Source organism: Bifidobacterium santillanense, from assembly GCF_018555385.1.
GTDB classification, from domain to species: Bacteria; Actinomycetota; Actinomycetes; order Actinomycetales; family Bifidobacteriaceae; genus Bifidobacterium; species Bifidobacterium santillanense.
On record NZ_JAFEJS010000011.1, the window covers coordinates 29191 to 55603 of the forward strand.

Sequence of the window (26413 nt, forward strand, 5' to 3'; positions counted from 1 at the left end):
CGCTTATGCTGTCGGGGCATCTTGTAATTGGACAACGGGTTGGTCATGGTCGGAATTGGAGCGATTCCGCATGGTGACGTGGCGGCGGAGACTGCTACCGTGAGCTTCGCCACTTTCACCTGTTGCTTTGGTTCGGGGGTTGTTAAGGGGGTACCCTTGAAGTGGGTCGGCAAGGTAGTCGACTGGCTCCTTAACGGAAAGGAAGACAGGGGTGCAAAGGGGTAAGTATATGGCGCCGCGCAAGCTCGTGGGCGTGATCGCGGCATTGTGCACACTCGGCGCACTGGCGGTGGTTCCGGCGGCCAACGCTCTGGATGATGGTTCGGTCGGTTCGACGGCGGTTCCCTACAGTGAGGACGTCGTCAAGACGCTGACGACGACCACGCCTGAAGAAGCTGCGCTTCAGCCGGCCAAAATTCGTGTTCTGATGGCTCCTGCGGAGTCCGGCTCGCCCAACGGCAACCACGGCATCCTTCAGGACGGCGTGACCGGTACCAAGCCAAACGCGGTCGCCAAGGACTGGCAGAAGGTCATCGACGCGGCCAAGGAAGGCGACACCGTCACTCTGACCGGTATCGTTTCCTCCAGCCTGACAGTCAGGAAGAAGCTCACCATCACCGCCGCCAAGGATGCCGTCGTCACCGGTTCGCTGCGCATCGCCGCCGACGGCGTCACCGTCAAGGGTGCGAACTTCAAGCTCGATCCGGCGACGAACGTGAACGGCCAGAACGTCATCGTGTCCGGCGCCAAGAACGTCCGGATCACCGGCAACACGTTCACGATCGCCGCGGGCGATCCTGCGGCTGGCGCATCGAACAACAAGGATTGGCAGCCGAGCTCCGTGTGGCTCGAACAGGGTGCCGCGGGCACCGTGATCTCCGGCAACACGTTCAAGCTCGGGCAGGTCGTCAACAACTCCGCGGTCGGCGTGAACATCGTCGGCAACGGGAGTAAACCGAATGTCGATACCGTGATCAAGAACAACACGGTATCAGCCGGGCCGATTTCTGGTGCCGGCACATCCGGCTCGATGATGTTCGTCGTCGGCAACGGCAATACGCCGGCCGGCACCTACGGCATCACCGGACTGACCTTCTCCGGCAACACCGTGACCAACGACACCGGTTTGTCGGCAGATAGTCTCGCACCTACGCCATTGCCGTCACTGCGACCAAGGGCACAACTGTTTCCGGCAACACCATCGAAGGCTACGCGGCCGTGTCCTACAGCGTATGGCCGAGTCAGGGGCCGAATGCCGATTTGACGGTGACCGGCAACACGTTCAACTCGTACGTGGGTCTCCTCCTTGGTTCGTACGTCACCGAGGGCGGTTTGAGCGAGAAGGACAACACCTTCGGCAAGGACACGGTATTCCCGGTCAGCGGTAGCAACTTGCAACAGGGGCAGGGTCTACAAGAGCCTCACCGAGGCGATCGACACCGTCGGTGTCCGCTCCGTCAGGCTGCTCCGCTCGATCAGCGAGCCCATCGTGATCAAGGAGAACCAGACCGTGACCCTTGATCTGAACGGCTACACGCTGGCCAACATCGGCCGCCGTCACACGATCGTCAACCGCGGCAACCTGACCATCAAGGATTCCTCCGCCGCGCAAAGCGGCACTGTCGACAATACATCCGACGGCGCGGCCGCACTCGCGAACTACGTGACTGGCACCGTGACCATCGAATCGGGCCACTTCACCCGTTCGCGCGAGGCCAGCTTGTACGATCCGGCGACCGACAAGGCCGTTTCCGGCGGCAACTCCTACTACGTGATCAAGAACTTCGGCGTCATGACCATCAACGGCGGTGACTTCAGGTTCGGCGTCACCGACCCGGGCAACGTCGGCTACAACTCCAGCCTGATTGCCAACGGCTGGTACTCCGCGAACGAGAGTCCGGAGAACAATCCGTACGGTGGCGAGGACGGCGCCGGCGCGACGCTGAACATCACCGGCGGCACGTTCACCGGCGGCAAGATCACCATCAAGAACGACGACCACGGCTATCTCAACATGACCGGCGGCACCGTCGTGCAGCCCACCGAGAACTTCTACGCGGTGCTCAACTACAACGTGGCGAAGATCACCGGTGGTACGATCACCGCGCCGCTCGTCCCGCTCGGCGCCAGTGGCATCAAGGACGCCGCCGCGGACAAGGGCGAGACCCTCGTCGGCGGTACGGTCGAGATCAAGAGCGAGAAGGGCTACGCCCTGCGCGCGCTCGACAACGGCAAGCTCGAGGTCACCGGCGGCAAGTTCTACTCCGGCAATAAGAAGGGCGTTTCCGAACTCAAGCCGAGCACGCACGGCACCCCGTCCATCTCGATCTCCGGCGGCCGCTTCAACGTGGAGCCCACGGAGAAGGAGCTCGCCTCCGGCTACGTCGTGACGAAGGACGACGACAAGACCTACCCGTACGAGGTGGTCAAGTGGACCGCGCCGAAGCCGGACCCCGATCCGACCCCGACGCCCACGCCTACGCCGACCCCGACTCCTACCCCCACCCCGACTCCGACGGTGACGGCCGTTCCGGTGTACCGCGTCTACAACCGCAACTCCGGTCTGCACCACTACACCACGAGTGAGGCGGAACGCGACCATCTGGTGGCGCTCGGCTGGCGTGACGAGGGCGTGTCCTTCAAGGCGGCCAAGAAGGATTCCTCCAACGAGAACCTCAAGCCGGTCTACCGCGAATACAACCCGAACGACGGCAACCACAACTGGACGATGAGCCTTGCCGAGCACAGGCACCTCGTGGCGCTTGGCTGGCATGATGAGGGCATCGCCTGGTACGTGGACGCCTCCTCGTCCGTCGACGTGTACCGTCTCTACAACCCGAATTCGGGCGAGCACGTGTACACGACCAGCTGGGTCGAATACCAGAGCGTCGGCCGTGCCGGTTGGCATCAGGAGGGCGTCGCCTGGAAGAGCCTGAGCTGAATCGGATGTCTCCGGCTTGTCGATAGACGGCTGGGCATCATCTGACGACACAAAGCATGTGGGTTGGTTCCCCGCGGTATTTCGCGGGGAACCAACCCACATCGTTTACTTCATGCTCTTGATTTTCAGATCGTAGATCTGTTTTTCCAAGAGCCGAATCCCATAGGTGACGGCGCAGTGTACGCGCTGCAGGGGAGCGAGTCGCTTGAGCAGCGAAGCAAGTTGTTTTCTATCGTCCGCATACTGTTTCTGACTGGTTCCATCGCCGAAATCCGGTGCGGAGCGCGATTCGCCGAGCTGCTCGACCATCGTGTAGTAGCTGCGGGCGGGGCAAATCCCCTGCTCGAAACACAGTCGGAAATTCGTCGCGCCGGCCACGAAGTTATCGTGGTAGAAGCCGAAGCTGCGTTCCTTGTGCGTCACCGAACCGCTCGACTGCAGCCAGTTGTACAGGTTGACGTTGAGGTCCGCCACCTTGTCCATGCGTGAATACAGCTCGCCGGCCACCATCACGTCCTGCGCGTACATGCCCTCCGGGAAGCGGATGTCGTCCCATAGCTCCCTTCTGTACAGTCGGCACCAGTTCGCCTCGTTGAAGTACCGCGCTTCGGTGTTGCGGCCGAGCTTGTCGCCGAGCAGACGCAGGGTCTTGCAGAACACGGTCTGATACGCCTCGAGCGGATGCGTGAACACGGAGATGTTCGCGGGCTCCCGTACGCCCTGCGCGGCCTCGGCGGCCACGTTGTCCAGCTGGGAGACGCCGAACTGACGCCATCGGGCCTTGCTCATGTCGGCGCCCGTCTGCAGCAGCGCGTGCAGCAGCAGTTCGATGTTGCGCCGATCGAGAATGTCATCATTGTCGGCGAATGCGATGTACTCGCCGTGCGCGGCGTCCAATCCCGTGTTCTGGGCCTTGGCGATGCCGCCGTTCGTCTGATGGATCACTCTCACGCGCGTATCCTGCCGTTCGTACGTATCCAGAATCTCCGGACTGGAGTCGGTCGCGCCGTCGTCGACCAGAATCACCTCGAGATCTTCGTACGATTGCCCCAGAATCGAATCCACGCAATACCGCAGATACCGTTCGGCGTTGTACACCGGGACGATGACGGAAACCAGCGGAGAGGCTGCTGTCATGATTGCAACTCCTTGGATTGTTGATGCGGCATCCGGCTGTCTCGACGGTATCGGAAGCGGCCGGCCTCAGTACTCAGATTGTAAGGCAAGGATCTCCGATCCTCGATCCGGGTGAAGACCCGGGGAAGAGGGTGCGGATACAATTAGTCACCGGTATCCCGATGAATCGGCCTTCTGTCGATTGTCGTCGCGGACAATGACAGCAAGCACATAGGACACAGGAAGGTTGATTCCATGGTGGAGAATACGCAGTATCCGGACCTCGTGATCGTGGGCGCGGGCCTGTTCGGCCTGACCGTCGCGCAGCAGGCGGTGGAGCACGCGGGTGCGCGGGTGCACATCATCGACGTGCGCGACCACATCGGCGGCAACGCGTACTCGTACTTCGACAAGGAGACGGGTGCGGAGATCCACAAGTACGGCGCGCACCTGTTCCACACGTCCAACGAGCGCGTGTGGAAGTACGTCAACCGCTTCACCGAGTTCACGAACTACGTGCACCGCGTGTACGCCACGCACGACGGCGTGGTCTACCCGCTGCCGATCAACCTCGGCACCATCAACCAGTTCTTCGGCAAGGCGTACACGCCGGCCGAGGCGAAGGCCCTGATCGAGGAGCAGGCCGGCGAGCTGGCCGGCACCGACCCGCAGAACCTCAACGACAAGGGCATCCAGCTGATCGGCCGCCCGCTGTACGAGGCGTTCATCAAGAACTACACGGCCAAGCAGTGGCAGACCGACCCGGCCGAACTGCCGGCCTCGATCATCAAGCGCCTGCCCGTGCGCTTCAACTACGACAACCGCTACTTCAAGGACACGTGGGAGGGCCTGCCGAAGGACGGATACACCGCGTGGTTCGAGCGCATGATCGACGACCCGCGCATCACGGTCGAACTGGGCGTCGACTTCTTCGACGAGACGCAGCCGTACAACAGGAAGGCCCTGCAGGCGGCGGGCGTGCCGGTCGTGTACACCGGCCCGATCGACCGCTACTTCGACTACGAGCTCGGCGACCTCAAGTGGCGCACGGTCGACTTCAAGGAGGTCCGCTACGCGGAGGACGACCACTTCGGCTGCCCGGTCATGAACTTCTCCGATTCGGACGTGCCGTACACCCGCGCCATCGAGTTCAGGAACTTCAACCCGGAGCGTGCCGATTCGTACACGCCCGGCAGGACCGTGGTGTGGGAGGAGTACTCCCGCTTCGCCGAGCGCGGCGATGAGCCGTACTACCCGATCAACACCGACGAGGACAAGGCCCTGTACGCCCGCTATGCGGAAAAGGCCGCGGCCGAGCCGAGGACCGTGTTCGGCGGGCGCCTGGGCACGTACAAGTACTACGACATGCACAACGTCATCGACACGGCCCTGACCGCGTACGAGGAGCAGGTCGCGCCGCTGCTCGGCTGACCGCCTACTCCAGCTCCTCCGGCATCGGCGTGTACTGCGACTCGCTCATCGACGCGGGCAGCCACTTCCTGACGCCCTCCTCGAACAGCCTCATCTGGTGCACACTACCGCACTGCAGACGCTGCCTGAAGGTCAGCATGCCGCGCAGCTCCTCGAGCTCGGCCGTATCCAGCTCGAACTGCCGCTGGTTCTCCGGCTCGTCGAAGTCCGGCGCGGTCTTCGCGCCCGAGTACGCGGTCGTCATCGTGTAGTAGCTGCGTCCCGGCAGGATTCCGCGCTCGTGCGCGAACCGGAAGTTCGCCGTTCCGGCCGTGAACGTGTCGTGGTAGTAGCGGAAGCGCCGCGCGGGCCGTGCACCCGTGGCATCGCCGTCCGCCGCCGTTGCATCGGCGGCGCCGGCGGCGGACGATGCGCTCGCCGGCTCGTCGACGCCGGCTTCCGCAATATCCGCGGCTCCGTCGGTCGCCCCGCGACCCGCCGCGTCGCCGTCCTCCCGCAGCCACCGGTACAGCACCACGTCCACGTCCGCGACCTTGGCCATGCGCGAGTACAGCTCGCCCGCGGCCAGCAGCTCCGGCGAGTAGATGTCCTCCGGCAACCGCACGCCGTCCCACACCGACGCCCGGTACAGCCGGCCCCAGTCCTCGTCGTGCAGGTACCTCGCCTCGGTGTTGTGCCCGAATTCGTCGCCGATCACGCGCAGGCTCTTGAGGAACACGCTCTGGTACGCCTCGAGCGCGTCCGTGAACACGGTCACCGTCTCCGGTTCGCGCGCGCCCTCGGCCGCCGTCTCCGCCACGCCGTACAGCTGGTCGATCGTGAACCGCTCCCAGCGCGACTTCGCCATGTCCGCGCCGGTCTTGATCAGCGCGTGCAGCAGCAGTTCGATGTTGCGACGGTCAAGCACGCCGTCGCTGCCCACGAACGCCACGTACTCGCCGTGCGCCGCATCCAGCGCCGCGTTGCGCGCCCGCGCCGCGACGTCCCCGCGTTCCGTGTCATCCGGACCGTCACCCTTATCGTCCTTGAGGAAGATCGTCGTCACGCGGTCGTCGCGCCGCGCGTACTCGTCCAGGATCGCCGGTCCGTCGTCGACCGACCCGTCGTCGACGAGGATCACCTCGAGGTTCGCGTACGACTGTCGCAGGATCGAGTCGACGCAGAACCGCAGCGTCTCGGCCGCGTCGCGCACCGTCACGATGACCGTGACGAGCGGCGGGCGCGACGCCGCGTCGTCGGTCGCCGCGACGAACTTCGGCGTCGCCCGCCCCGCGCGGTTCGCGCGTCGCGCCGCGCGCTCCTCGCCGGTCGGTTCGATCGCGGCCGGCGCCGGAATCTGCGATGACATGTGCGGTTCCTGTTCCTGCGTCATGGACTCCTCTCAGACCGTACGACGTATATATCCGACTAACAGCGACTTCATAACCTATCCGACCCGCCGCCCAGCCGCCGCGGATACGCGATTCCGCCCCAATAACTCCATGCCGTCTTCATACGAGCTTCACGATTTGTTCGAATCCAGCCCCGCGGGCGACGATTCCGCGTTTCGGCTAAGCTCGATTCCATGGCCAATTCCTCACGCATGACGTCGTACCAGCGACGGGAGCAACTCATCCGCATCGGACGGTCGCTGTTCGCGGCCAAGGGGTTCGAGGCGGTGAGCGTGGAGGAGATCGCCAGTCACGCGAAGGTCTCCAAGCCGATTGTCTACGAGCATTTCGGTGGCAAGGAGGGCCTGTACGCGGTGATCGTCGACCGCGAGATGCAGGCGCTGACCGGCACGCTCACCGCCGCGCTCGAGGACCCGACGATGCACCCGCGCCAGATCGTCGAACGCACCGCCCTCGCGCTGCTCACCTACATCGAGGAGAACGCGGAGGGGTTCCAGGTGCTCTCGCGCGATTCGCCGAGCACCGACCCGTCCGGCTCGTTCAGCTCGCTCCTCGGCGACATCTCGATGCGCGTCGAGGACCTGCTCACGGCCACGTTCAAGCGCCAGAAGCTCTCTCCGAAGGGCGTGCCGTACTACGCGCAGATGCTCGTCGGCATGACCGTGTTCACCGGACAGTACTGGGCGGACCGGCCCAAGGTGAGCAAGGAGCAGCTGGCCGCGTACATCGTGGACCTCGCCTGGCACGGCCTGAGCCGGCTCGACTCCAAGCCCAAGCTCATCTTCGAGGGGCGCAAGGCCGTCAGGCGTGCGGCCGGGGGCGCCGGGAATGTCGAGGACAAGACTCCCGAGGGCGAGGTCGGGCGGTCCGACGCGACGGAATCCGCGCCGCACGGGGCGACGGCCGACGTTCCGTCCCCGTTGTCCCCGGGCGAGTCCGGGGCCGGTCATGAGGTCGACGGGTCCATCTGACGGCGGCCGGCCCGCCGCCGGAACGTGAGCCGAAAAGTGCAGAAAGTGTGGGTTAGCGCCGCCCTAGCCGAATGAGTGCTAGTGTGTGGCGTTGAAAGTTACCACCAGACTTGTGATGTTGAGGACCGAGACCATATGACACAACCGGCGACGCCGACGGCGAAGACGCTCACCTTCGTAGTTCCGGCCTACAACATGGAGACCTATCTCGAGCGCTGCGTGCACTCGCTCACGGCGGCGAGGCGCATCGACGACATCGAGGTGCTCATCGTCGACGACGGCTCGAAGGACTCCACGCTCGAGGTCGCGCAGGCGTTCGAACGCCGCCTCCCCGGCGTCGTGCGCGCGATCCACCAGCCGAACAAGGGCCACGGCGGCGCGGTCAACACCGGCATCGCGGCGGCGCGCGGCATGTACGTGAAGGTCGTGGACGCCGACGACTGGGTCGGTCCGGAGTCGCTCGAACAGGTGATGAGCGTGTTGCGCGACGAGGCCGTGGGCGACGACCCGGTCGACATGCTCGTGACCAACTACGTGTACGACAAGGTCGGCAAGCGCCACAAGCACGAGGTCAACTTCCGCCACGCGATGAAGGCGGGGGAGCGCCTCACGTGGGACGACATGGGCCACTTCGGCCTCGCCGAGTACATCCTGATGCACGCGCTGATCTTCCGCACCGACGTGGTGCGCCGGTCCGGCATGCAGCTGCCCGAGCACACGTTCTACGTCGACTTCATCTACGCGTATCAGCCGTTCCCGTGGGTGCGTTCCCTGCGATACCTGGACACGCCGTTCTACCACTACTTCATCGGACGTGACGGCCAGAGCGTGCAGACCGACGTGATGATCCGCCGCGTCGACCAGCTGATCCGCGTGAACCACTGCATGGTCGAGGCGACGCCGGAGCGCGGGACCGTGCCGGACGGTCTGTACAAGTACATGATCCACTTCCTCGCGATCGAGAGCTCGGTGGCGAGCGTGTTCCTGATCCTCTCGCGCGATCCGGAGAACTACGAGAAGAAGCGCCAGCTGTGGCGCGACATCGAGGCCCATTCCGAGTCGATCTACAAGGATGTGCGCCGCAAGCCGATGTCGCGCGCGCTGAACCTGCACGGCTCGGTCGGGCGTTTCGTGATCCGTTGGGGCTACAAGGTCGCCGAGCGTGTCGTCGGCTTCAACTGATCCGTCTCGCCCCGTCTGCGGGGTGGCGATTCGGTTTCCCAGATGATCACCCCGATCGGTGCTGGACGTTTCCGTCCCACGTGGTGAGCGCCGGTTGCGGTTCCTCGGCCTGCGAGTAGGCTTTCTTCGGTTTGCCAGGCGATGAGCCGTTGCGAGAACGAAGGAGTGTGCAATCATGCAGGACGAGAAGAAGAAGTCAAAGAAGGGCCTGATCATCGGCGTCGTCGCCGTGATCGTGGTGGTCGTGGTCGCCGTCGTGGCGTTCATGCTGACCAACGGCGGCGGCAAGGCCTCCGCCGAGTCCATCGAGAACTGCCAGCTGCAGGTCGAGGCGCTCGCCGCCCATCAGGAGGACCTGAAGACTACGCAGGAGTCGGCCGACGAGGCGGCCAAGCTCACCGCCAAGGACGTGCAGGACCCGTCTGTACTCAAGGATCTCAAGGCGGCTCGGGCCGAGGTCGACGCGCTCGGCGACGCGCCGACCTGTCCGGCCAACGGCTCGCAGCAGGACGTCGACAACGCCATCCAGTCCATCCGCGATTACGCCGACAACCTGCGCGGTGCGACGAGCAGCCTCGACGCCGCCGCCAAGGCCGCGATCGCCTCTACCGGCGCCGACGCGGAGTGAACCTCAGACTACGTGCTCGGGTCATCCATGATGGCGGTTCCGGCTTACGGATGCGAGCTCGAGACGGTCGAAGTTGGCACTACGTGCCGCTTCGGCCGTTTTTTACATCGCGTACCAAATTCTCTCGGTACAACGCGTCTTTCGCGCTTGATTTCGGGTGTTGTCCCAAGCCGATCTGGGACAACACCCATGTCATGCCCGAATCCGTGAGTTGTCCCAAGATCAAGATCCCCAAAACCGCGGAATTCCAATGAGTGGGTTGGGAAGGTCTCGGAGGAGGGTTGGCACGATATCCGAAAATCGTCGATTCGCGATGTTGTCCCAAGCGAATCTGGGACAACGCATATTGCGGGACTAAATCCGTGAGTTGTGCCAAGGGCGGGCTTCCGAACCATGGAATTTCAATGATGAGGTTGACGAAAGCACCAGAAGTTGGCGGATCGTGATGCTTGATCACATGGAAGCATGGTCGTGCTCCTAGCGGCGAGCTGTTCCGAGTTCGAGGATTGTCTATGTGCGCGGTTCGCTGAGTCCGTTGGACTTGTCGATTGGGGGAATAGGCGCCCTTCATTAGACTGGGGGTCATGGATAGCAATACTTTGGCCATGATTGGCGTCGGCGTAGTCGCGATCGTCCTGATCCTGCTCGCCGTGTGGTTCTCCAAGTCGCGCAAGCGCGATCTTGACAAGGTCTTCGAGGAGCGCGAGCAGCTCCACGAGCAGGAGGAGCAGGACAGGCTCCGGGAAGAAGAGGAGCGCAAGGCCGTGCAGGCCGAGAAGCCCGCTCCGGAGCCTGAGACCCCCGAATCCGCAAAGCCGGAGACGGACCGGAAGCCGTCGACCGTCGAACCCCAGCCCGCCGCGGCGCCGGCTGTCGAGCCCGAGCCGACTGAGGAATCAGCAGCCGAGTCCAACCCGGCCGCCGAGCAGTCCACCACTGAGGAAGCCGTAGAGGCCGAATCTGCTCCGGCGCCTGCCCCCGCGGCGAAACCCGCAAAGTCCGAATCGACTGAGTCCTCGGAGCCCGAACCGGCCGCGGAAGCGCCCTCTGAGGCTGAAACCGCTGCCGGCGAACCCGCCGAGGAACCGGTTGCCGAGAAGTCCGCGGCCGAGGAAGTCGCCGAGGCCGAGTCGTCCGGCGAGCCCAAGGAAGAGCCGACCTCCGAGGAGCCTCAGACTGCTGCGGAATCGGCCGTCGAGACCGAACCGATTGAATCCGCCGCCGAGGCGGCCGAGCCCGCGCCCGCGGCCGAGCCGGAACCCGTCTCTGAACCCAAGGCCGCCCCGGCCGAGCAGAAGCCCGTCACCGAATCCGCCCCGGTCGCCGAGCCGGAACCCGCTCAGCCCGAGCCGGTTGTTCCTGCGGAGCCGGTCACCCCGGCCGAACCCGAGCCCGCTCCCGCCCCGGCGAAGCCGAAGACCGAGGCGCCCGAGAAGGTCGGCTCGCGACTGACCCGTCTCAAGGAGAAGCTCGCCAAGTCGAGCAACCCGTTCGGCAAGGCCCTGTTCAACATCCTCGCCAAGGACAACCTGTCCGAAGCCGACTGGGAGGACGTCGAGGACACGCTGCTGCTCGCCGACGTCGGCGCCGAGGCGTCGATGGATCTCGTCGACGACCTGCGCACCGACGCCCGCGTCACCGGCAAGTCCACCCCGGACCAGGTGCGCGCCGCCCTCAAGGAGAAGCTCCTCGATCTGGTCGGACGCGACACCGACCGTCGCCTCAACGCCGACAAGCCCGGCGCGAACAAGCCGAGCGTCATCATCATGGTCGGCGTCAACGGCACCGGCAAGACCACGACCGCCGGCAAGCTCGCCCGACTGTTCGTCTCCGAGAACAAGAAGGTCGTCATGGGCGCGGCCGACACCTTCCGTGCCGCCGCCGCCGACCAGCTCGAGACGTGGGGCGCCCGCGTCAACGTGCCGGTCGTCCGCTCCGACAAGGACGGCGCCGACCCGGCGTCCGTCGCGTTCGAGGCCAGCGCCAAGGCCAAGGAGGACAACGCCGACGTCCTCATCATCGACACCGCCGGGCGCCTCCAGAACAAGGCCAACCTGATGGACGAGCTCGGCAAGATCCGCCGCGTCACGGAGAAGAACCTGCCGGTCGACGAGGTCCTCCTCGTCCTCGACGCCACCACCGGCCAGAACGGCATGACCCAGGCCAAGGTGTTCGCCGAGGCGATCGGCATCACCGGCGTCGTCCTCTCGAAGCTCGACGGCTCCGCCAAGGGCGGCATCGTCGTCTCCGTCCAGAAGGCCCTGGGCGTCCCCGTCAAGCTCGTCGGCCTAGGCGAAGGCCCCGACGACCTGGCCCCCTTCGACCCCGAAGGCTTCGTAGACGGCATCCTGGCGTAGCCCATCCACGATGTGAACGACGGAACATCACCCGCGATCGCACGAAGCGAACATCCGTAACAAACGGACCAAGGCCCCGAACCAGCCACAACCGCAACGGTTCGGGGCCTTTCGCATGCCCGAACCGACCCCCGCGCGATTAACAATCGCGTAACCTGCCGTAACGAAACGAAAACCAATCGGGCGTTCACTACCGAACTGTTAGCCCCGCAAGGGGACGGCAATAACGAACAGAGACCCGACCCGCCGCACGGATCGCGCGACATACGACGCGACGCGCACCGGCCCGCCGGGGAGAGATACATAAGAGAGGGAGGTAGACATGGATTCCGGAAATGCCGCATGGATTTTGACTTCCGCGTCCCTGGTTTTCCTCATGACGCCGGGTGTGGCGTTCTTCTACGGTGGCATGGTTCGCGCGAAGGCCGTGCTGAACATGCTTATGCTCGAGGCGGCCGCGCTGTCGGTCACCATGATCATCTGGACCCTGTGGGGCTGGTCCATCGCCTACGCGGGTTCCGACGTCGCCGGTATCTTCGGTGATCCGGCCTCCGGCTTCCTGCTGAAGGATTCGATGGTCGCCAAGGACGGCGTGTTCACCACGACCGGCCTGAACGCGAACAAGTACCCGGTCTCCATCGATGTGGCCTTCCAGGTCGCCTTCGCGATGATCACCGTCGGCCTGATCTGCGGCGCCATCGCCGAGCGCGTCAAGTACAGCACCTGGATGATCTTCGTCGCCCTGTGGGTCACATTCGACTATGCCCCGATGGCGCACATGGTCTGGAACGGCGGCCTGCTGTCCGGCACCGGTGCGATCTCCACCGCCATCGGCGCCACCGCCCACGATTTCGCAGGTGGTACGGTCGTCCACATCAACGCCGCAGTCGCCGCGCTCGTGATCGTGCTGATCATCGGCAAGCGCAAGGGCTTCGCCGTGCAGCCGTTCCGCCCCCACAACGTGCCGTTCGTGATGCTCGGTGCCTTCCTGCTGTGGTTCGGCTGGTTCGGCTTCAACGCCGGCTCCGCCTTCGCCGCCAACGGCACCGCCGGCTACGCCTGGGTCTCCACCTCCGCCGCGACCGCCGCCGCCATGCTCTCCTGGGGCTTCACCGAGAAGATCCGCTCCGGCCACTACACCGCGATGGGCGCCGCCTCCGGTATGGTCGCCGGCCTGGTCGCCATCACCCCGGCCGCCGATGTGGTCTCCCCGCTGTGGGCCATCGTCCTCGGCGCGATCGCCGGCGTCCTGACCTGCCTCGCCTGCGGTCTCAAGTTCAAGTTCGGCTACGATGACTCCCTCGACGTCGTCGGCGTCCACGGCGTCGGTGGCTTCACCGGCACCGTCCTGGTCGGCTTCTTCGGTGAGGGCACCGGCCTGCTGGCCGGCGGCGATTGGAAGCAGCTGGTCGTCCAGCTCGTCATCGCCCTGTGCGCCATCGTCTACTCCGCCGTCATCACCGCGATCATCGCCTTCGCCCTCGAGAAGACGATCGGTTGGCGCGTCACCGAAGCCCAGGAGGTCGGCGGCATCGATCTTGCCGATCAGGGCGAACGTGCTTACGATTTTGCTGGTACCGCCAGCTCCGTTCTCAAGGAGGTGAGGTGAGATGAAGCTCATCACCGCAATCATTCAGCCCCATAAGCTCGACGACGTCAAGGAGGCCCTCGCGGCCGCCGGCGTGCACGGCCTGACCGTCTCGGAGGCCAACGGCTACGGCCGTCAGCGCGGCCACACCGAGGTCTACCGCGGCGCCGAATACACCGTCGATCTGATTCCGAAGATTCGCGTCGAGGTTCTGGCCGACGACGCGGACGCCGAAACCCTCGTGGGCGTGATCGTCAAGGCCGCCGGCACCGGAACCATCGGCGACGGCAAGGTCTGGGTCGCGCCGCTCGACTCCGTCACCCGCGTGCGCACCGGCGAGTCCGGTTCCGCCGCGATCTGACGGATAGCCACAGACGTCCGGACTTGTTGTAAGGGTTCGGGCCATCAATAGACAGGGAATCCCCGCATGCCGCTTGTCACAGCCGTGCGGGGATTCCGTCGTATTCGGACCGATTTGACGATTGAACGATTGAGGATTGACGTAAAGGAAACACCATGACCAGTGCGGTGGATGGGTTGAAGCAGCGATTCATGGAACTGAGCCGTCCGGACGACGACGGCGTGTACCGAGGCGGCGCGGCCAAACGCAGGGCCCGTACCGAACTGGCGATGCGCTGCCTCAAACAGCTGTGGGCCGAGGCCGTCGACGGCGTGAGCTTCGCCGTGCCCGACCACGGCATCGGCTTCGCCGCCGTCGGCTCGCTCGCCCGCGGCCAGATAGGCCCGTCCTCCGACCTCGACCTCGTCATCATCTACGACCCCCACGCGATCAACGACCAGCAGCTGAACGAACTCGCCAACAAGCTGTGGTACCCGCTGTGGGACTCCGGGCTCGACCTCGACCACTCCATCCGCACGCGCCAGCAGTGCGAGTCGGTCACCGACCACGACCTGCCCGCGGCGATGGGATGGCTCGACGTCGACCCGATCGCCGGCGACACCGCGCTCATCACCGAGACCTCCAACTCCATTCTCGAACGCTGGCGCAAGGCCGCGCGCAAGCGCCTGCCCGAACTCCTCGACTCCGCCAAGTCGCGCCTCGACGAGTTCGGCCGGCTCCAGTACCTCAACCAACCCGACGTCAAGGAGGCGCGCGGCGGCCTGCGCGACTCGGTCCTCGTGTCCGCGCTCGCCGTCTCCTGGCTGGCCGACCGCCCGCACGGCGTGTACGACGAGGCCGTCGAACGCCTGCTCGACGTGCGCGACTGCATCCATCTGGTCGCGAACAAGGACACGAACCTGCTGCTCACGCCCTATCAGGACAAGGTCGCCGCGATGCTCGGCCTCGCCGACCCGACCCTGCCGTCCGGCGGCGAGCGCGAGGCCAAGGCGATCGAGGACATGCAGACGATGCTCGCGCGCATCGGCCGGCGCATCGCGTTCTCGCTCGACTCGACCGCCTCGCGCGCCGAGCATTCGCTCACGCACGAGAAGCCGCGGTTCGCGTTCTTCCAGATGTTCTCTCAGCGCGCCGGCGGCCATCGCGAGGCGCCGAAGTTCGACATCCTCGCCCCCGGCGTCGCCGCGCACGAGGGTGAGATCGTGCTCGCCCCCGGCGCCGACCCGTCGGCCGATGCGTCGCTCGCGCTGCGCGTCGCCCTCGAGGCCGGTCGCCGCGAGCTGCCGATCAACCCGGGGACGCTCACGAATCTGCGCCGCTGCCCGATCCACTCCAATCGTTGGGATGCCGACACGCGCGCCCTGTTCGTCGACCTGCTCGCGTGCGGCCCGTCGCTGCTGGACGTGTGGGAGGAGATCGACTTCGCCGACATTCCGGGCAAATGGATGCCCGAATGGCTCGGTATCCGCAACCGTCCGTCGGTGTCGGCCGCGCACCGCTACACGATCGACCGTCACACGATCGAGGTGGTGACGCGTCTGGGCCACGACTGCGGGTTCCCGTCCGCAGCGGCCCGTTCGGGGAAGGTCGACGGCGAGATCGCCGGATCCGACGGCGTGGTGCGCTACGACGACCACCACTACACGGCGCTGCTGCTCGCCGGACTGCTGCACGACATCGGCAAGCGCTCCGGCGTGGCCGACCATGCGGCCGAGGGCGCGCGCCATGCGCCGGTCATCGCCAGGCGCATGGGCTTCGACGACGATACCGTGCGCATGGTCACGCTCCTCGTGCGCGAGCATCTGACGCTGAGCGAGTTCGCCACCGGGCGCGATCCGAACGATCCGGCGACCGGGCGCGAGCTGGCTGACCGCGTGGGACATGATCCGGTGCTGCTCGACATGCTCTACGATCTGACGCGCGCGGACGGGTCGTCACTCGGGGCGACGCCCGAGGAGGCGATCACCAAGCGGTACGGGTGGAGCAAGTGGAGGGAGACGTTAGCGCGCCAGATGGTCGCGGCGGTGCGCGCACAGCTGTGATTTTGTTGGTGGGTGGGCGTGAGGGGCGACGGTTTCCCGTTCGCGACACGCTCCGGGCGCCAGCTGACGCTGGCCTTCGCAGCGCAGCTGCTCACTTCGCCTAGGAGCAATCCACCGGATTGCTCCTTTACGGCTCAGCAGCCAAGCCTACGGTCGCGAACGGGAAACCGTCGCCCCTCACTTCGTTGCGTACGGGTGTTACGCGCGCACCGCCGCGACCATCTGCCGCGCCAGAGGTTGGGAGCGGCTGGGGTGAAGTGCACATGGGGTGTGTGCGGTGCGACACGCGGGGGAGGGTTGTGGATAAGAAAAAGTTATCCACATTTTTGGGGGTGATGAGGCGGAAAATGGCTTGAGTTATCCACAACGTGGGGATAACTTGGTGGATAACTTGGGGATAAGCGGGGGATAAGTTGGGGATAACTTCTCCGGCGTCAAACGGCGACTTGCTTGACGTGGAATCGCGTGGTAATCGAGGCTGAACGGCTGGTGAACGGATGCATGCGCGAGGTGGAAGACTCCCGTGATCGATGCCTCATCCGTGTGCATGGCACGGAGATGAAGCCATACGCGTTCTCGGTCCGCACGCAAGAGGGGAGTCGTTGCGTGTAGGTTGGGGCGGGATCGCAGATGGAACGGTCCGCGGAGGAGAATGACATGGAGCGACGTACGACGGGACCGAAGCAATCCGGCGATGGGGTGTCCGGTGGAGCATCCGGCGGCGGGATGCCCGCCGGGGCGTCGGACATGCGTTCCACGTACCGCCGCATCCTTGCGCTGGCGGTGCCCACGTTCGGGCAGCTCATCGCGGAGCCTGCGTTTGTCCTCATCGATACCGCGATCGTCGGGCACATCGGCGACGCGGCGCTCGCCGGCCTGTCGATCGGCTCGACGATCATCCTCACGGCCGTCGGCCTGTGCATCTTCCTCGCGTACTCGACCACCGCGCAGGTCGCGCACCTGCTCGGTGCGGGCCGCCGGCGCGAGGGCCTGCAGGCCGGCATCGACGGACTGTGGCTCGCCCTCGGCATCGGCGTCGTGCTCGGCGTCGGCCTGTTCGCGGCCGCCGAACCGCTGTGCCGCGCGCTCGGCGGACAGGGCGCGGTGCTTGATCAGGCCGTCGCCTACACGCGGGCGGTCGTGCTCGGCGCGCCCGGCATGCTGCTCGTCTACTCCGCCAACGGCGTGTTCCGCGGACTGCAGAAGGTGCGCATCACCCTGATCGCCGCGGTCGGCGGCGCCCTGCTCAACACCGTGCTCGACGTGCTGTTCGTGTTCGGCTTCGGCTGGGGCATCGTCGGCTCCGGCGTGGCCACGCTGATCGCGCAGTGGTACATGGGCCTGTTCCTCGCCGTCCCCGCGGTCCTGTGGGCGCGGGCCGACGGCGCGAGTCTGTGCCCCAGCGCGGCCGGCATCGCGCGCGCCGGCGGCGACGGACTGCCCCTGTTCGTGCGCACGCTCGCCATCCGCGCCGCGATGGTCGCGACCGTGGCCTGCGCCGCGCGAATGGGCACCGAGGTGCTCGCCGGATTCCAGGCGGTCAATTCGTCGTGGAACTTCGCGATGAACATGCTCGATTCGGTCGGCATCGCCGGCCAGACGCTGGTCGGCTCGGCGCTCGGCGCCGGCGCACTGGCCCGCGCCCGAGGACTCACCCGTGTGACCGGACACATGGGGCTCGCGGTCGGCGCTGTCATCGGCGTCGGCTTCGCGCTCGCCGGCCTGTTCGCCGGGCACCTCTTCTCGCCGAACCCCGCGATCCAGCTGCTGGTCGCGGTCGGCATGGTCACGATGGGCCTGTTCCTGCCGCTGCAGGGGTGGATGATGGCGCTCGACGGCATCCTCATCGGCGCGCGCGACTACCGCTACCTTGCCGCGACGTGCCTGGCGACGGCAACCGCGTACATTGCGGCCCTGCTCGTCCTGACCGGATTCGTCACGCCGTCGCTCCCGAACGACCTCGCCCGCACCGTGCTGCTCTGGTCCGCGTTCAACGTCGTCCTCATGGGCGGCAGGGGACTGGCCAACGGCCTGCGCGTGCGCGGCGGTGGGTGGCTGGACGTCTGAGGTCGCGCCGTCCGTGGATGCGGACCGAGGTGAGAAGGTCGGGCTTGAACTCCGTTCAGTCGGCCCGTGTCCGCCGGCTCCCCTCGGCGGGGAGGCCGGGATATCGTCCGACTCGCCGGGAACGTGACGATTCCGCACCGCGCCCTCCCACGGCGCACGGTGAATCTATACTGTGGCCTTATGGCTGAGGAACCTTGGGATAACGAACCGCACGACGCCGGCTTCGACGCGGGTCCGGACGATCTGGAGCCCGTCGACATGGGCCCCGTCGACGGGCCGGTCGACCCGATCGATGCGGCGGAGTCGTCGCGATCGGGCGGCGGTTCGGGCCGCTACGGCCGCAACGGCGGCTCCGGCCGTTTCGGACGCGGCGGCAACGGCCGCGGCGACGGCTACGTGCCCGGCGCGACCGGCACCCCGGTGCGCGACGCGCTGTTCGACCGCGTGCCCCCGCACGACGACGACGCGGAGATGGCCGTGCTCGGCGGCATGCTCATGAGCAAGGACGCCATCGGCGAGGTCTCGCAGATGATCGAGGTCACCGACTTCTACCAGCCGAAGCACCAGACCATCTACGAGGCGATCATCAACCTGTTCTCCGCCTCGCAGCCGGTCGACGCGGTGCTCGTCGCCAACCAGCTGCTCAAGAGCGGCGACCTCGACAAGGTCGGCGGCACCGACTACCTGCACTCGCTCGTCGCGTCCGTGCCGACCGCCGCGAACGCCACGTACTACGCCGAGATCGTCCACCAGCGCGCGATCCTCAGAAACGTGATCGCCGCCGGCACGAAGATCGCCCAGCTCGGCTACTCCGCCGAGGGCTCGCAGGCCGAGGACGTCGTCAATCTCGCCCAGGCCGAGGTGTACGAGATGTCCGTCGGCAAGGTGCGTCAGGACTACTCCGCGATCGCGCCGGTCGTGCACGATGCGCTCGACCAGATCGACAAGCTCCAGCAGGGTCTCGTCAACAAGGGCGTGCCCACCGGTTTCCGCGACATCGACGACATCACGCAGGGCCTGCAGCCCGGTCAGATGGTCGTCGTCGCCGGCCGCCCGGCCATGGGCAAGTCGACGCTCGGCATCGACTTCGCGCGCGCCGCCGCCCTGCACCACGGGCTGACGACGATCGTGTTCAGCCTCGAGATGAGCAAGGTGGAGCTCGCGCAGCGCATCATCTCCGCCGAGACCGACATTCCGCTGGGCGCCCTGCGCCGCGCCGACGAGATCACGCCGGAGCGCTGGAACACGCTCAACTCGTTCTGGGCGAAGCTCGACGACGCCCCGCTGTTCATCGACGACAGCCCGAACATGAGCCTGATGGAGATCCGCGCGAAGTGCCGCCGCCTCAAGCAGACCAACGACCTGAAGCTCGTCGTCATCGACTACCTGCAGCTCATGACCTCCGGCAAGCAGGTCGAATCCCGCCAGCAGGAGGTCTCCGAGTTCTCCCGCGCGCTCAAGCTCCTCGCCAAGGAGCTCGAGGTGCCGGTCGTGGCGCTCTCGCAGCTCAACCGCGGCCCGGAGATGCGCAACGACAAGAAACCGCAGCTGTCCGACCTGCGCGAGTCCGGCTCGATCGAGCAGGACGCCGACGTGGTGTTCCTGGTCCACAGGCCCGACTTCTACGACAAGGAGGACCGTCCGGGCGAGGCCGACATCATCATGGCCAAGCACCGCAACGGCCCCACCGAGACCTTCCACCTGGCGTTCCTCGGCGCCACGTCGAAGTTCAAGGACATGCCGCAGGACTACAACAACCAAGGGGTGTGAGAGAGATATGGCATGGAATTCCTTCGCGACGCCGCTGATCGGCAAGGGCGTGCGCTGGGCGTCGCGCACGCTGCACCACGGCGGATCCGCGTTCCCCGGCAAGATCGTCGAGACGATCGACCCGACGTTCCTCGCGCGCACGCTCGCGCAGCTGCCGCTCGGCGTCGTCCTCGTCTCCGGCACGAACGGCAAGACCACGACCACGCGCATGGTCGCCTCGATGCTCTCCGATCTGGGACTCAAGGTGTTCACCAACCCGACCGGATCGAACTTCACGCGCGGCGTCGTCTCCGCGCTGCTCCAGACCGTATCGCTGGCCGGACGGCTCGACGCCGACATCGCCGTGCTCGAACTCGACGAGGCATACGCCGTGCACTTCGTGCATCAGGTCCGCCCCCGCTACTCGCTCCTGCTCAACGTGATGCGTGACCAGCTCGACCGCTTCGGCGAGATCGACAACACCGCGCGCCTGCTCGGCAAGGCCGCCGCCGCGACCGACGGCACCGTCGTGCTCAACCGCGAGGACCCGCGCATCGCGCGCCTCGCCAGACTCGCGCCCGCCGGCACCGGAGTGCGCTACTTCGGCCTGTCCGACGACCTCAAGCGCTTCTTCCCGTCCGACGACGACATGGCCACGACCGTGTCGGTCGAGGGGGAGACGTCCGCCGCATCGCCGTCCGTGGCCGGCTCATCCGCCTCCGCTGGTTCGGAGGCCGCCCTGCCCGCTGACGTCACCCTCACCGCGGTCGGCGACCACGCCGCCACGTTCCTCATGGACGGCGACGAACACCACACCGACGTCAGGCTCGAGGGCGTGTACAACCTGTACAACGCCGCCGCCGCGCTCGCCGTCGTACGCGCGGTGCGGCGGGACGCCATCGCGCGCACCCCGTCCGTGGCCGGCGCCTCGGCCGGCACGCCGGTGTCCGACTTCCGCGCGCGTCTGCGCCGGTTCGCCCAGGCGAAGGACGACGACCTCATCGCCGCCGTCTCGCGCGTCACCCCGGCGTTCGGCCGCGGCGAGGTCATCGACGTGAACGGTTCGCCGACCGAGCTGCTGCTCGTCAAGAACCCGATGGGCTTCCGCCTCTCGCTCGCGAGCTTCCCGCCCGAGGGCGCCGACACGATGATCGTCATCAACGACGAGTACGCCGACGGCCGCGACATGAGCTGGCTGTGGGACGTCGACTTCACGTCGTTGCGTGAAACCGGCGTCGCGCAGGTCTCCGGCGTGCGCGCGTGGGACATGGCCCTGCGCCTCGGCTACGACCAGGTGCCGGTCGGCGCGGTCGACACCGACATCGACGCCGCGCTCGCAGCGTTCGTCGCGCGCAACCCCGGCACCCGCAAGCACATCTACTGCACGTACACCGCGATGCTCAAGGTGCGCGCCGCACTGGGCCGCATCGCGCACGTCGCCGACGCCGGCGTGGGCAAGTAAGGAGGTTTCCGACAATGGGAAAGACGATCGACGTGATGTCCCTCTACCCGAAGGACATGAACATCTACGGCGACTCCGGCAACGTGCTCACGATCCGCCGCCGCCTCGAACTGTACGGCTACGAGCCGGTCATCCACCAGTACAACCAGGGCGACGACTGGCCCGACCACGTCGACCTGATCCTCGGCGGCGGCGGCCAGGACAGCGGCCAGAGCAAGATCATCGACGACTTCTTCAAACGCGCCGACCTGATCCGCTCGCTCGCGTTCCACGGCACGCCGATGCTGATGATCTGCGGCATGTACCAGCTGTTCGGCGAGTACTTCGAGACCGTCGAGGGCTCGCGTCTCGAAGGCATCGGCGTGATCGGCGCGTACACGATCGGCAAGGACGTGCGCATGATCGGCAACCTCGTCGAGCACTCCGACGACTTCGGCGACATCATCGGCTACGAGAACCACTCCGGACAGACGTTCCTGCGTGAGGGCACGTCGCCGCTCGGCTCGGTCGACGAGGAGGGGCGCGGCAACAACGGCGAGGACTTCACCGAGGGCGCGCGCTTCAACAACGTGATCGGCACGTACATGCACGGCTCGCTGCTGCCGAAGAACCCGCTCATCGCCGACTTCCTCATCCGCAACGCCGTCGAACGCCGCTACGGCGAACTCAACGACGGCCGTCTCGCCACGGACGCGCAGACCCCGGATCAGGCCGCCGAGCTCGCGCGCCTCGACGAGGTCGCCGCCAAGGCCCGCGAGGTCGCCGCCGCTCGTCCGCGCTGACGGACCGGGCCGGTCCGGGCGGCCGGGCAGACGGAATCCGTGGGTGTCGTCCAATAATCGGGCGGACCCCGTTGGAGTACCCTAAGAACTACGAGCGCGCGGCATCAGGCCGCGCCCGGCCTCACAAGGAGGGACATCATGGCTGATTTCGATTTGGGTGACGGCCTGCGCAAGGTCGTGCTGGCGGGCATCGGCGCCCTCGCCACCGGATACGAGAAGGGCAGCGAGCTCGTCGACGACCTCGTCAAGAAGGGCGAGCTGACCGTCGAGCAGGGCAAGAGCCTCAACACCGAGCTCAAGCGCAAGGTGGGTGAGTCCCTCGTCAAGGACGCCGACAAGGACGACGAGAAGCGCGCCGCCAAGTCCGACGACGCCGAGACCCCGGCGGAGGAGACCGAGGACAAGCCGTCCGAGGTCTGAGTCGACCGGCCGTCGGGCCGTATGAATCACATGGGAGCGGACCCCGAGCCGTGACGTCGGCGCGGGGACGCTCCCGTCTTGCGTAGTGCCGCGGATGAGCGCGGATGACCCGGAGAGGATAGGGAGGTCGCAGACATGACAACCGAAGATACGACGTCGCAGCGCCCCTCTCCGGACAAGGCGCCGAAGGAGTCGGCCGCCCCGTCGGCCGAGAGCGTCCGCGCCTCCGCCGAATCGCCGTACTACCCGTCCGGTGCGTACCCGGCGTACGCCGAGACCATCGGCCTGTTCGGCGCGCACCGCGACGACTTCTCCCAGCGCTACCATCTGACCCGCTGGGGCAAGGCCAAGCGTCTCGCGCAGATCACGCGCATCGTCAACCAGTTCGACGCCCTGAAGGGTCTGACCCCGGTCAAGATGCGCCTGATGTTCGAGGCGCTCGGCCCCACGTTCGTCAAGGTCGGCCAGATCCTGTCGATGCGCTCCGAGATCCTGCCGCTGAGCTTCTGCGACGAGCTCGCCAAGCTGCGCGCCGACGCCGATCCGATGCCCTACCAGACCGTCATCGACGTGCTCTCGGGCGAATACGGCCGTCCGATCGACACGATCTTCGCGCACATCGACCCCAAGCCCTTGGGCTCCGCCTCGCTCGCGCAGGTCCACCGCGCCACGCTCGTCTCCGGCGAGGACGTCGCCGTCAAGGTCCAGCGCCCCGGCGTGCGCGAGACGATGGCGCAGGACGTCTCCATCATGCGCTCGATCGCCAAGGCCGCGACCAAGGTGATCGGCTCCTCGCAGATCGTCGACCTCAAGGGCGTGGTCGAGGAGCTGTGGGACACGTTCGAATCGGAGACCGACTTCCTCGTCGAGGCCCGCAATCTCGCCGAATTCAAGCGGTTCGCCTCGCGGTTCAAGTACATGGACTGCCCGACGCCGTACCCGGACCTGTGCACCGAGCACGTGGTCGTCATGGAGTACGTCGACGGCATCTCCGTCTCGCACTCCGGCGAACTGGTCGCCGCCGGCTACGACCTCAAGGACATCGGCACCAAGCTCGTCGACAACTACGCCACGCAGATCCTCGACGACGGCTTCTTCCACGCCGACCCGCACCCGGGCAATATCATCGTGCGCGGCGGGCAGATCGTGCTCATCGACCTCGGCATGACCGGGCGTCTCGACTCGAAGACGCGCGCGGTCATGAAGGAGATGATCTTCGCCGTCGCCAAGCACGACTCGCCATCCCTGGCCGACGGCCTGTTGCGCTTCGCCGGCGCCGAGGCCGATCCGGCCGACTACCCCGCGTTGCTCGCCGACCTCGACGTGATCGTCAAGGAGTACGGCACGGTCGAGCTCGCCGACCTCGACATTGCCGCGTTCATCACGGCCCTGACCTCGCTCGCGCAGCGGCACGGCATCGAGGTGCCGAGCACGATCACGACGGTCGGGCGCGCGCTCGTCACGCTCGAGGGCCTGTTGGACGAGTTCATCCCCGACGTGAACATGATCGAGATCATCTCGCAGCACATCGCCACGTCGAAGACCACCAAGCAGACCGTCGAGGACGAGCTCAAGTCCCTGGGCGTCGAGGGGCACGTGGCCCTGCACAGCGCGCTCGACGCGATGAGCGAGCTCAACGTCGCCGCCCGTATGCTCACGCGCGGCCAATTGCGCATGAACATGGAGCTCGTCGGCTCCCAGGAGCCATTCCAATTGCTGTCCGACATGGTCAATCGTCTGACGATGGCCCTCATCGTCGTCGGCCTGTTCATCGGCTCGTCGATCGTCTACTACGCCGGCATGAAGCCGATCATCTTCGGCATCCCGATCGTCGGCTTCCTGGGCTACGTCGTCGCCTTCATCCTCGGCTGCTGGATCGTCCTCGACATCTACTTGAAGGGCCGCAAGTCCAAGAAGCGCTAGCCCTCGTCGGTCCTCCGTCCGGGGCCGGCCGTTCACCCGTGGCCTCCGGCCCGGGTGTCCCCGGTTACGTTTCGATGTGCTCCGTAGTTGAAGGCGAGGAGCAGCTCCGACCTGGGTGTCCCCGGTTGCGTTTCCCGTAATTCCGATCGTCAGTGGGCTCCTGTCGGGGCCCGGGTACGTTCCCCGTGGTCCCTCGCCCGGCTGGAATGGGTTCACGTTGCCGCACGTCGGGAGTTGAGTACGTTCCCCGTGGCTCCACAACCCTACGGGAGACGGCAGTGGGGAATATTGTTGGGAATCGTGTACGTTCCCCGTGGTCCCACATCCCCAACTCCCGCTTTTCGTACGCTGAGCCCATCCTGACGTACGTTGTCGGTGGGTATCCGGATCAAGCCCCCTGTTTTCGTATGCTGGCCGTCGCTTGTCGTACGAAAACAGGGGGTAAGACCGGTAGAGCCACGGAAGACGTACGCCTAGGCGGACTCAGCGTACGGTCATGGTGGGGAAGCCGCTCAACCTCCGGATGATGAGCTCCGGTGGCCCGATTCGTGGTCGTCGTATCCGAGACATGATGTCATGTGGCTGGGGTCGTTGGCCTCTCGGATGCAATGCGCCGTCTTATTCATCCCAGGTGGCCGTTCATCCGTGACCGGACCAATCTGGGAGGAGTTATCCACATTTTTCGGACGTCGGGGAGGTTCATCCACCGGACCGTGAACCGTTATTCCCATCCCGTATGCGGATGTGGCGTTCCCCTTCCCCGTCCAATACCGTGGAATCATGAGACAGCACAAGGTAGTGAATGATCTGATTCGTGAAGCCGAATCGCAGCGGAGATGTCTGTACGGCGCCGACGACGCGTCCCGTCGAGCCTTGCATCGGCGACTCGGCGTCGGTGAACTGGTTGCGCCGTATCCGAATGTGTACGCCAGAGCGGAGTATTGGAGAGGGCTGAACGCGTGTCAGCAGTCATTGCATGTGGCTCGGGCGTTGCATCTGATGCATCTGAAATGGGTGTTCGCCGGTCTGACGGCTATCGATGCGTATGGTTTCGATCATACGTGGCGGATGCATGCCGGTGAGCTGATGGTTGCGGATGACCGTGGCAGGGGCGACAGGACGCCCTTGGCCCAGGGGGCCTATACGTTGCGGCGTGTCTTCGTGCCGGCGATCCGGCCCGTGATGGTTGCGGGTATTCCCGTTACCGGTGCCGCGAGATCGCTGGTGGACTGCGCGTCGGAAGCTTCGTTCCTGCAGGCCCTGCCGATGTTCGACTCCGCCATCCGCAGGGGAGTGGATATGGATGAGGTGCGGGCGGTGTGTCGCGGGATGCGCGCCGACTGCACTGCGGTGGAGAGAGCGCTCAGGTATGCCAACGGCAAGTGCGAGAACGGTGGCGAGTCGATGACCTACGGCGTGACGGTGCTCAGCGGATTCGCCGTACCCGAGTTCCAGGTGGAGTTCCGAACCGCGGATCGCACGTTCCGCGTGGATTTCCTATGGCGTCTTCATGACGGGCGGATCATCGTGCTGGAATACGACGGCATGCGCAAATACTCCGATCCCTCCATGGCCGGACGTCGATCGGTGAAACAGGTGGTCGGTGCCCAGCTGAACCGAGACCAGACGTTGCGGACGCTTGGAGTCACGACGGTCCTTCACTGCGATTACGACGACGTCGTGGCGCAGAAGCCCTTGGTTCGTATGCTCTCCGAGGTCGGGGTGCCTTGGGTCGGTCGTCCATGGTGATTCGACTCGCCGGCCCGTGGGTCCGGTTATGTTTCCTCCGATTCCGGCCGTCGGTGGGTTCCTGTTGGAGGACGGGTACGTTCCCCGTGGTTCCGACCCGGCTGGAATGGGTTCACGTTGCCGCATGTTGGGGCCGGGTACGTTCCCCGTGGCCTCATATCTCGCCGGTGGACGGGGATGCGCCGGCACGTCGGGAATCGGGTACGTTCCCCGTGGTTCCACATCCCAACCCCCGCTTTTCGTACGTTGGGTT

The 26413-nt window shown here is 65.8% G+C and carries 19 protein-coding genes; 17 read left to right on the plus strand and 2 right to left on the minus strand.

Features of this window, described 5'->3' with window-relative positions; all coding sequences use genetic code 11:
* Positions 1–229 precede the first annotated feature (229 nt).
* Together JS528_RS09270 and JS528_RS09275 are read left to right on the plus strand one after the other, a co-directional pair.
* Positions 230–1264 carry a right-handed parallel beta-helix repeat-containing protein gene (locus JS528_RS09270; RefSeq protein ID WP_214358780.1) on the plus strand — a complete coding sequence of 345 codons (1035 nt, stop codon included), beginning with the start codon at positions 230–232 and terminating at the stop codon, positions 1262–1264.
* A gap of 246 nt (positions 1265–1510) precedes the next feature.
* Positions 1511–2941: a hypothetical protein gene (locus JS528_RS09275; protein ID WP_214358781.1), complete on the plus strand. Its 1431-nt coding sequence runs from the start codon at positions 1511–1513 to the stop codon at positions 2939–2941.
* A gap of 105 nt (positions 2942–3046) precedes the next feature.
* Here the strand turns inward: JS528_RS09275 and JS528_RS09280 are convergent, their stop codons facing one another.
* Positions 3047–4078 carry a glycosyltransferase family 2 protein gene (locus tag JS528_RS09280; protein ID WP_214358782.1) on the minus strand — a complete coding sequence of 344 codons (1032 nt, stop codon included), beginning with the start codon at positions 4076–4078 and terminating at the stop codon, positions 3047–3049.
* 234 nt (positions 4079–4312) lie between these two features.
* On the opposite strand from JS528_RS09280, the gene glf reads away from it, so the two are divergent.
* On the plus strand, positions 4313–5488 hold the full coding sequence (gene glf / locus JS528_RS09285) for a UDP-galactopyranose mutase (protein ID WP_214358783.1): 1176 nt from the start codon (positions 4313–4315) through the stop codon (positions 5486–5488).
* 4 nt (positions 5489–5492) lie between these two features.
* Here glf and JS528_RS09290 read toward each other — a convergent pair whose 3' ends face one another.
* Positions 5493–6860, minus strand: a complete 1368-nt coding sequence (locus JS528_RS09290; protein WP_240541438.1) for a glycosyltransferase family 2 protein — start codon at positions 6858–6860, stop codon at positions 5493–5495.
* Positions 6861–7070: 210 nt separating this feature from the next.
* Here JS528_RS09290 and JS528_RS09295 point away from each other — a divergent pair, with 210 nt between their 5' ends.
* The 14 genes from JS528_RS09295 to JS528_RS09360 all read left to right on the plus strand — a co-directional run bounded on the left by JS528_RS09295 (position 7071) and on the right by JS528_RS09360 (position 26160).
* On the plus strand, positions 7071–7850 hold the full coding sequence (locus JS528_RS09295) for a TetR/AcrR family transcriptional regulator (RefSeq protein WP_240541444.1): 780 nt from the start codon (positions 7071–7073) through the stop codon (positions 7848–7850).
* A 135-nt stretch (positions 7851–7985) separates the two neighbouring features.
* Complete coding sequence (locus JS528_RS09300) at positions 7986–9032, plus strand: glycosyltransferase family 2 protein (RefSeq protein WP_214358784.1); 1047 nt, start codon at positions 7986–7988, stop codon at positions 9030–9032.
* A gap of 175 nt (positions 9033–9207) precedes the next feature.
* On the plus strand, positions 9208–9660 hold the full coding sequence (locus tag JS528_RS09305; protein ID WP_214358785.1) for a hypothetical protein: 453 nt from the start codon (positions 9208–9210) through the stop codon (positions 9658–9660).
* 1208 nt (positions 9661–10868) lie between these two features.
* Entirely contained in the window at positions 10869–12017 is a 1149-nt protein-coding gene (gene ftsY, locus JS528_RS09310) for a signal recognition particle-docking protein FtsY (RefSeq protein ID WP_214358818.1), read from the plus strand.
* A gap of 322 nt (positions 12018–12339) precedes the next feature.
* Positions 12340–13626, plus strand: coding sequence for an ammonium transporter (locus JS528_RS09315; RefSeq protein ID WP_214358786.1), 1287 nt, complete (start codon positions 12340–12342; stop codon positions 13624–13626).
* 1 nt (position 13627) lies between these two features.
* A complete protein-coding gene (locus tag JS528_RS09320; protein ID WP_101622482.1) occupies positions 13628–13966 on the plus strand; it encodes a P-II family nitrogen regulator in 339 nt (112 codons plus the stop codon).
* A gap of 155 nt (positions 13967–14121) precedes the next feature.
* The gene (locus tag JS528_RS09325) at positions 14122–16008 is read left to right on the plus strand and encodes a [protein-PII] uridylyltransferase family protein (RefSeq protein WP_214358787.1); all 1887 of its coding nucleotides are present in this window, start codon (positions 14122–14124) and stop codon (positions 16006–16008) included.
* Between the two features lie 726 nt (positions 16009–16734).
* Positions 16735–18075, plus strand: coding sequence for an MATE family efflux transporter (locus tag JS528_RS09330; protein ID WP_240541445.1), 1341 nt, complete (start codon positions 16735–16737; stop codon positions 18073–18075).
* A gap of 258 nt (positions 18076–18333) precedes the next feature.
* Positions 18334–19845, plus strand: coding sequence for a replicative DNA helicase (gene dnaB, locus JS528_RS09335; RefSeq protein ID WP_420838211.1), 1512 nt, complete (start codon positions 18334–18336; stop codon positions 19843–19845).
* Positions 19846–19852: 7 nt separating this feature from the next.
* Positions 19853–21286, plus strand: a complete 1434-nt coding sequence (locus JS528_RS09340; protein ID WP_214358789.1) for a Mur ligase family protein — start codon at positions 19853–19855, stop codon at positions 21284–21286.
* A gap of 14 nt (positions 21287–21300) precedes the next feature.
* Entirely contained in the window at positions 21301–22068 is a 768-nt protein-coding gene (locus JS528_RS09345) for a type 1 glutamine amidotransferase (protein ID WP_214358790.1), read from the plus strand.
* 138 nt (positions 22069–22206) lie between these two features.
* Positions 22207–22488, plus strand: a complete 282-nt coding sequence (locus JS528_RS09350; protein WP_214358791.1) for a phasin family protein — start codon at positions 22207–22209, stop codon at positions 22486–22488.
* A gap of 135 nt (positions 22489–22623) precedes the next feature.
* Entirely contained in the window at positions 22624–24411 is a 1788-nt protein-coding gene (locus JS528_RS09355) for an ABC1 kinase family protein (RefSeq protein ID WP_214358792.1), read from the plus strand.
* A 780-nt stretch (positions 24412–25191) separates the two neighbouring features.
* A complete protein-coding gene (locus JS528_RS09360) occupies positions 25192–26160 on the plus strand; it encodes a hypothetical protein (protein WP_214358793.1) in 969 nt (322 codons plus the stop codon).
* Positions 26161–26413 lie beyond the last annotated feature (253 nt).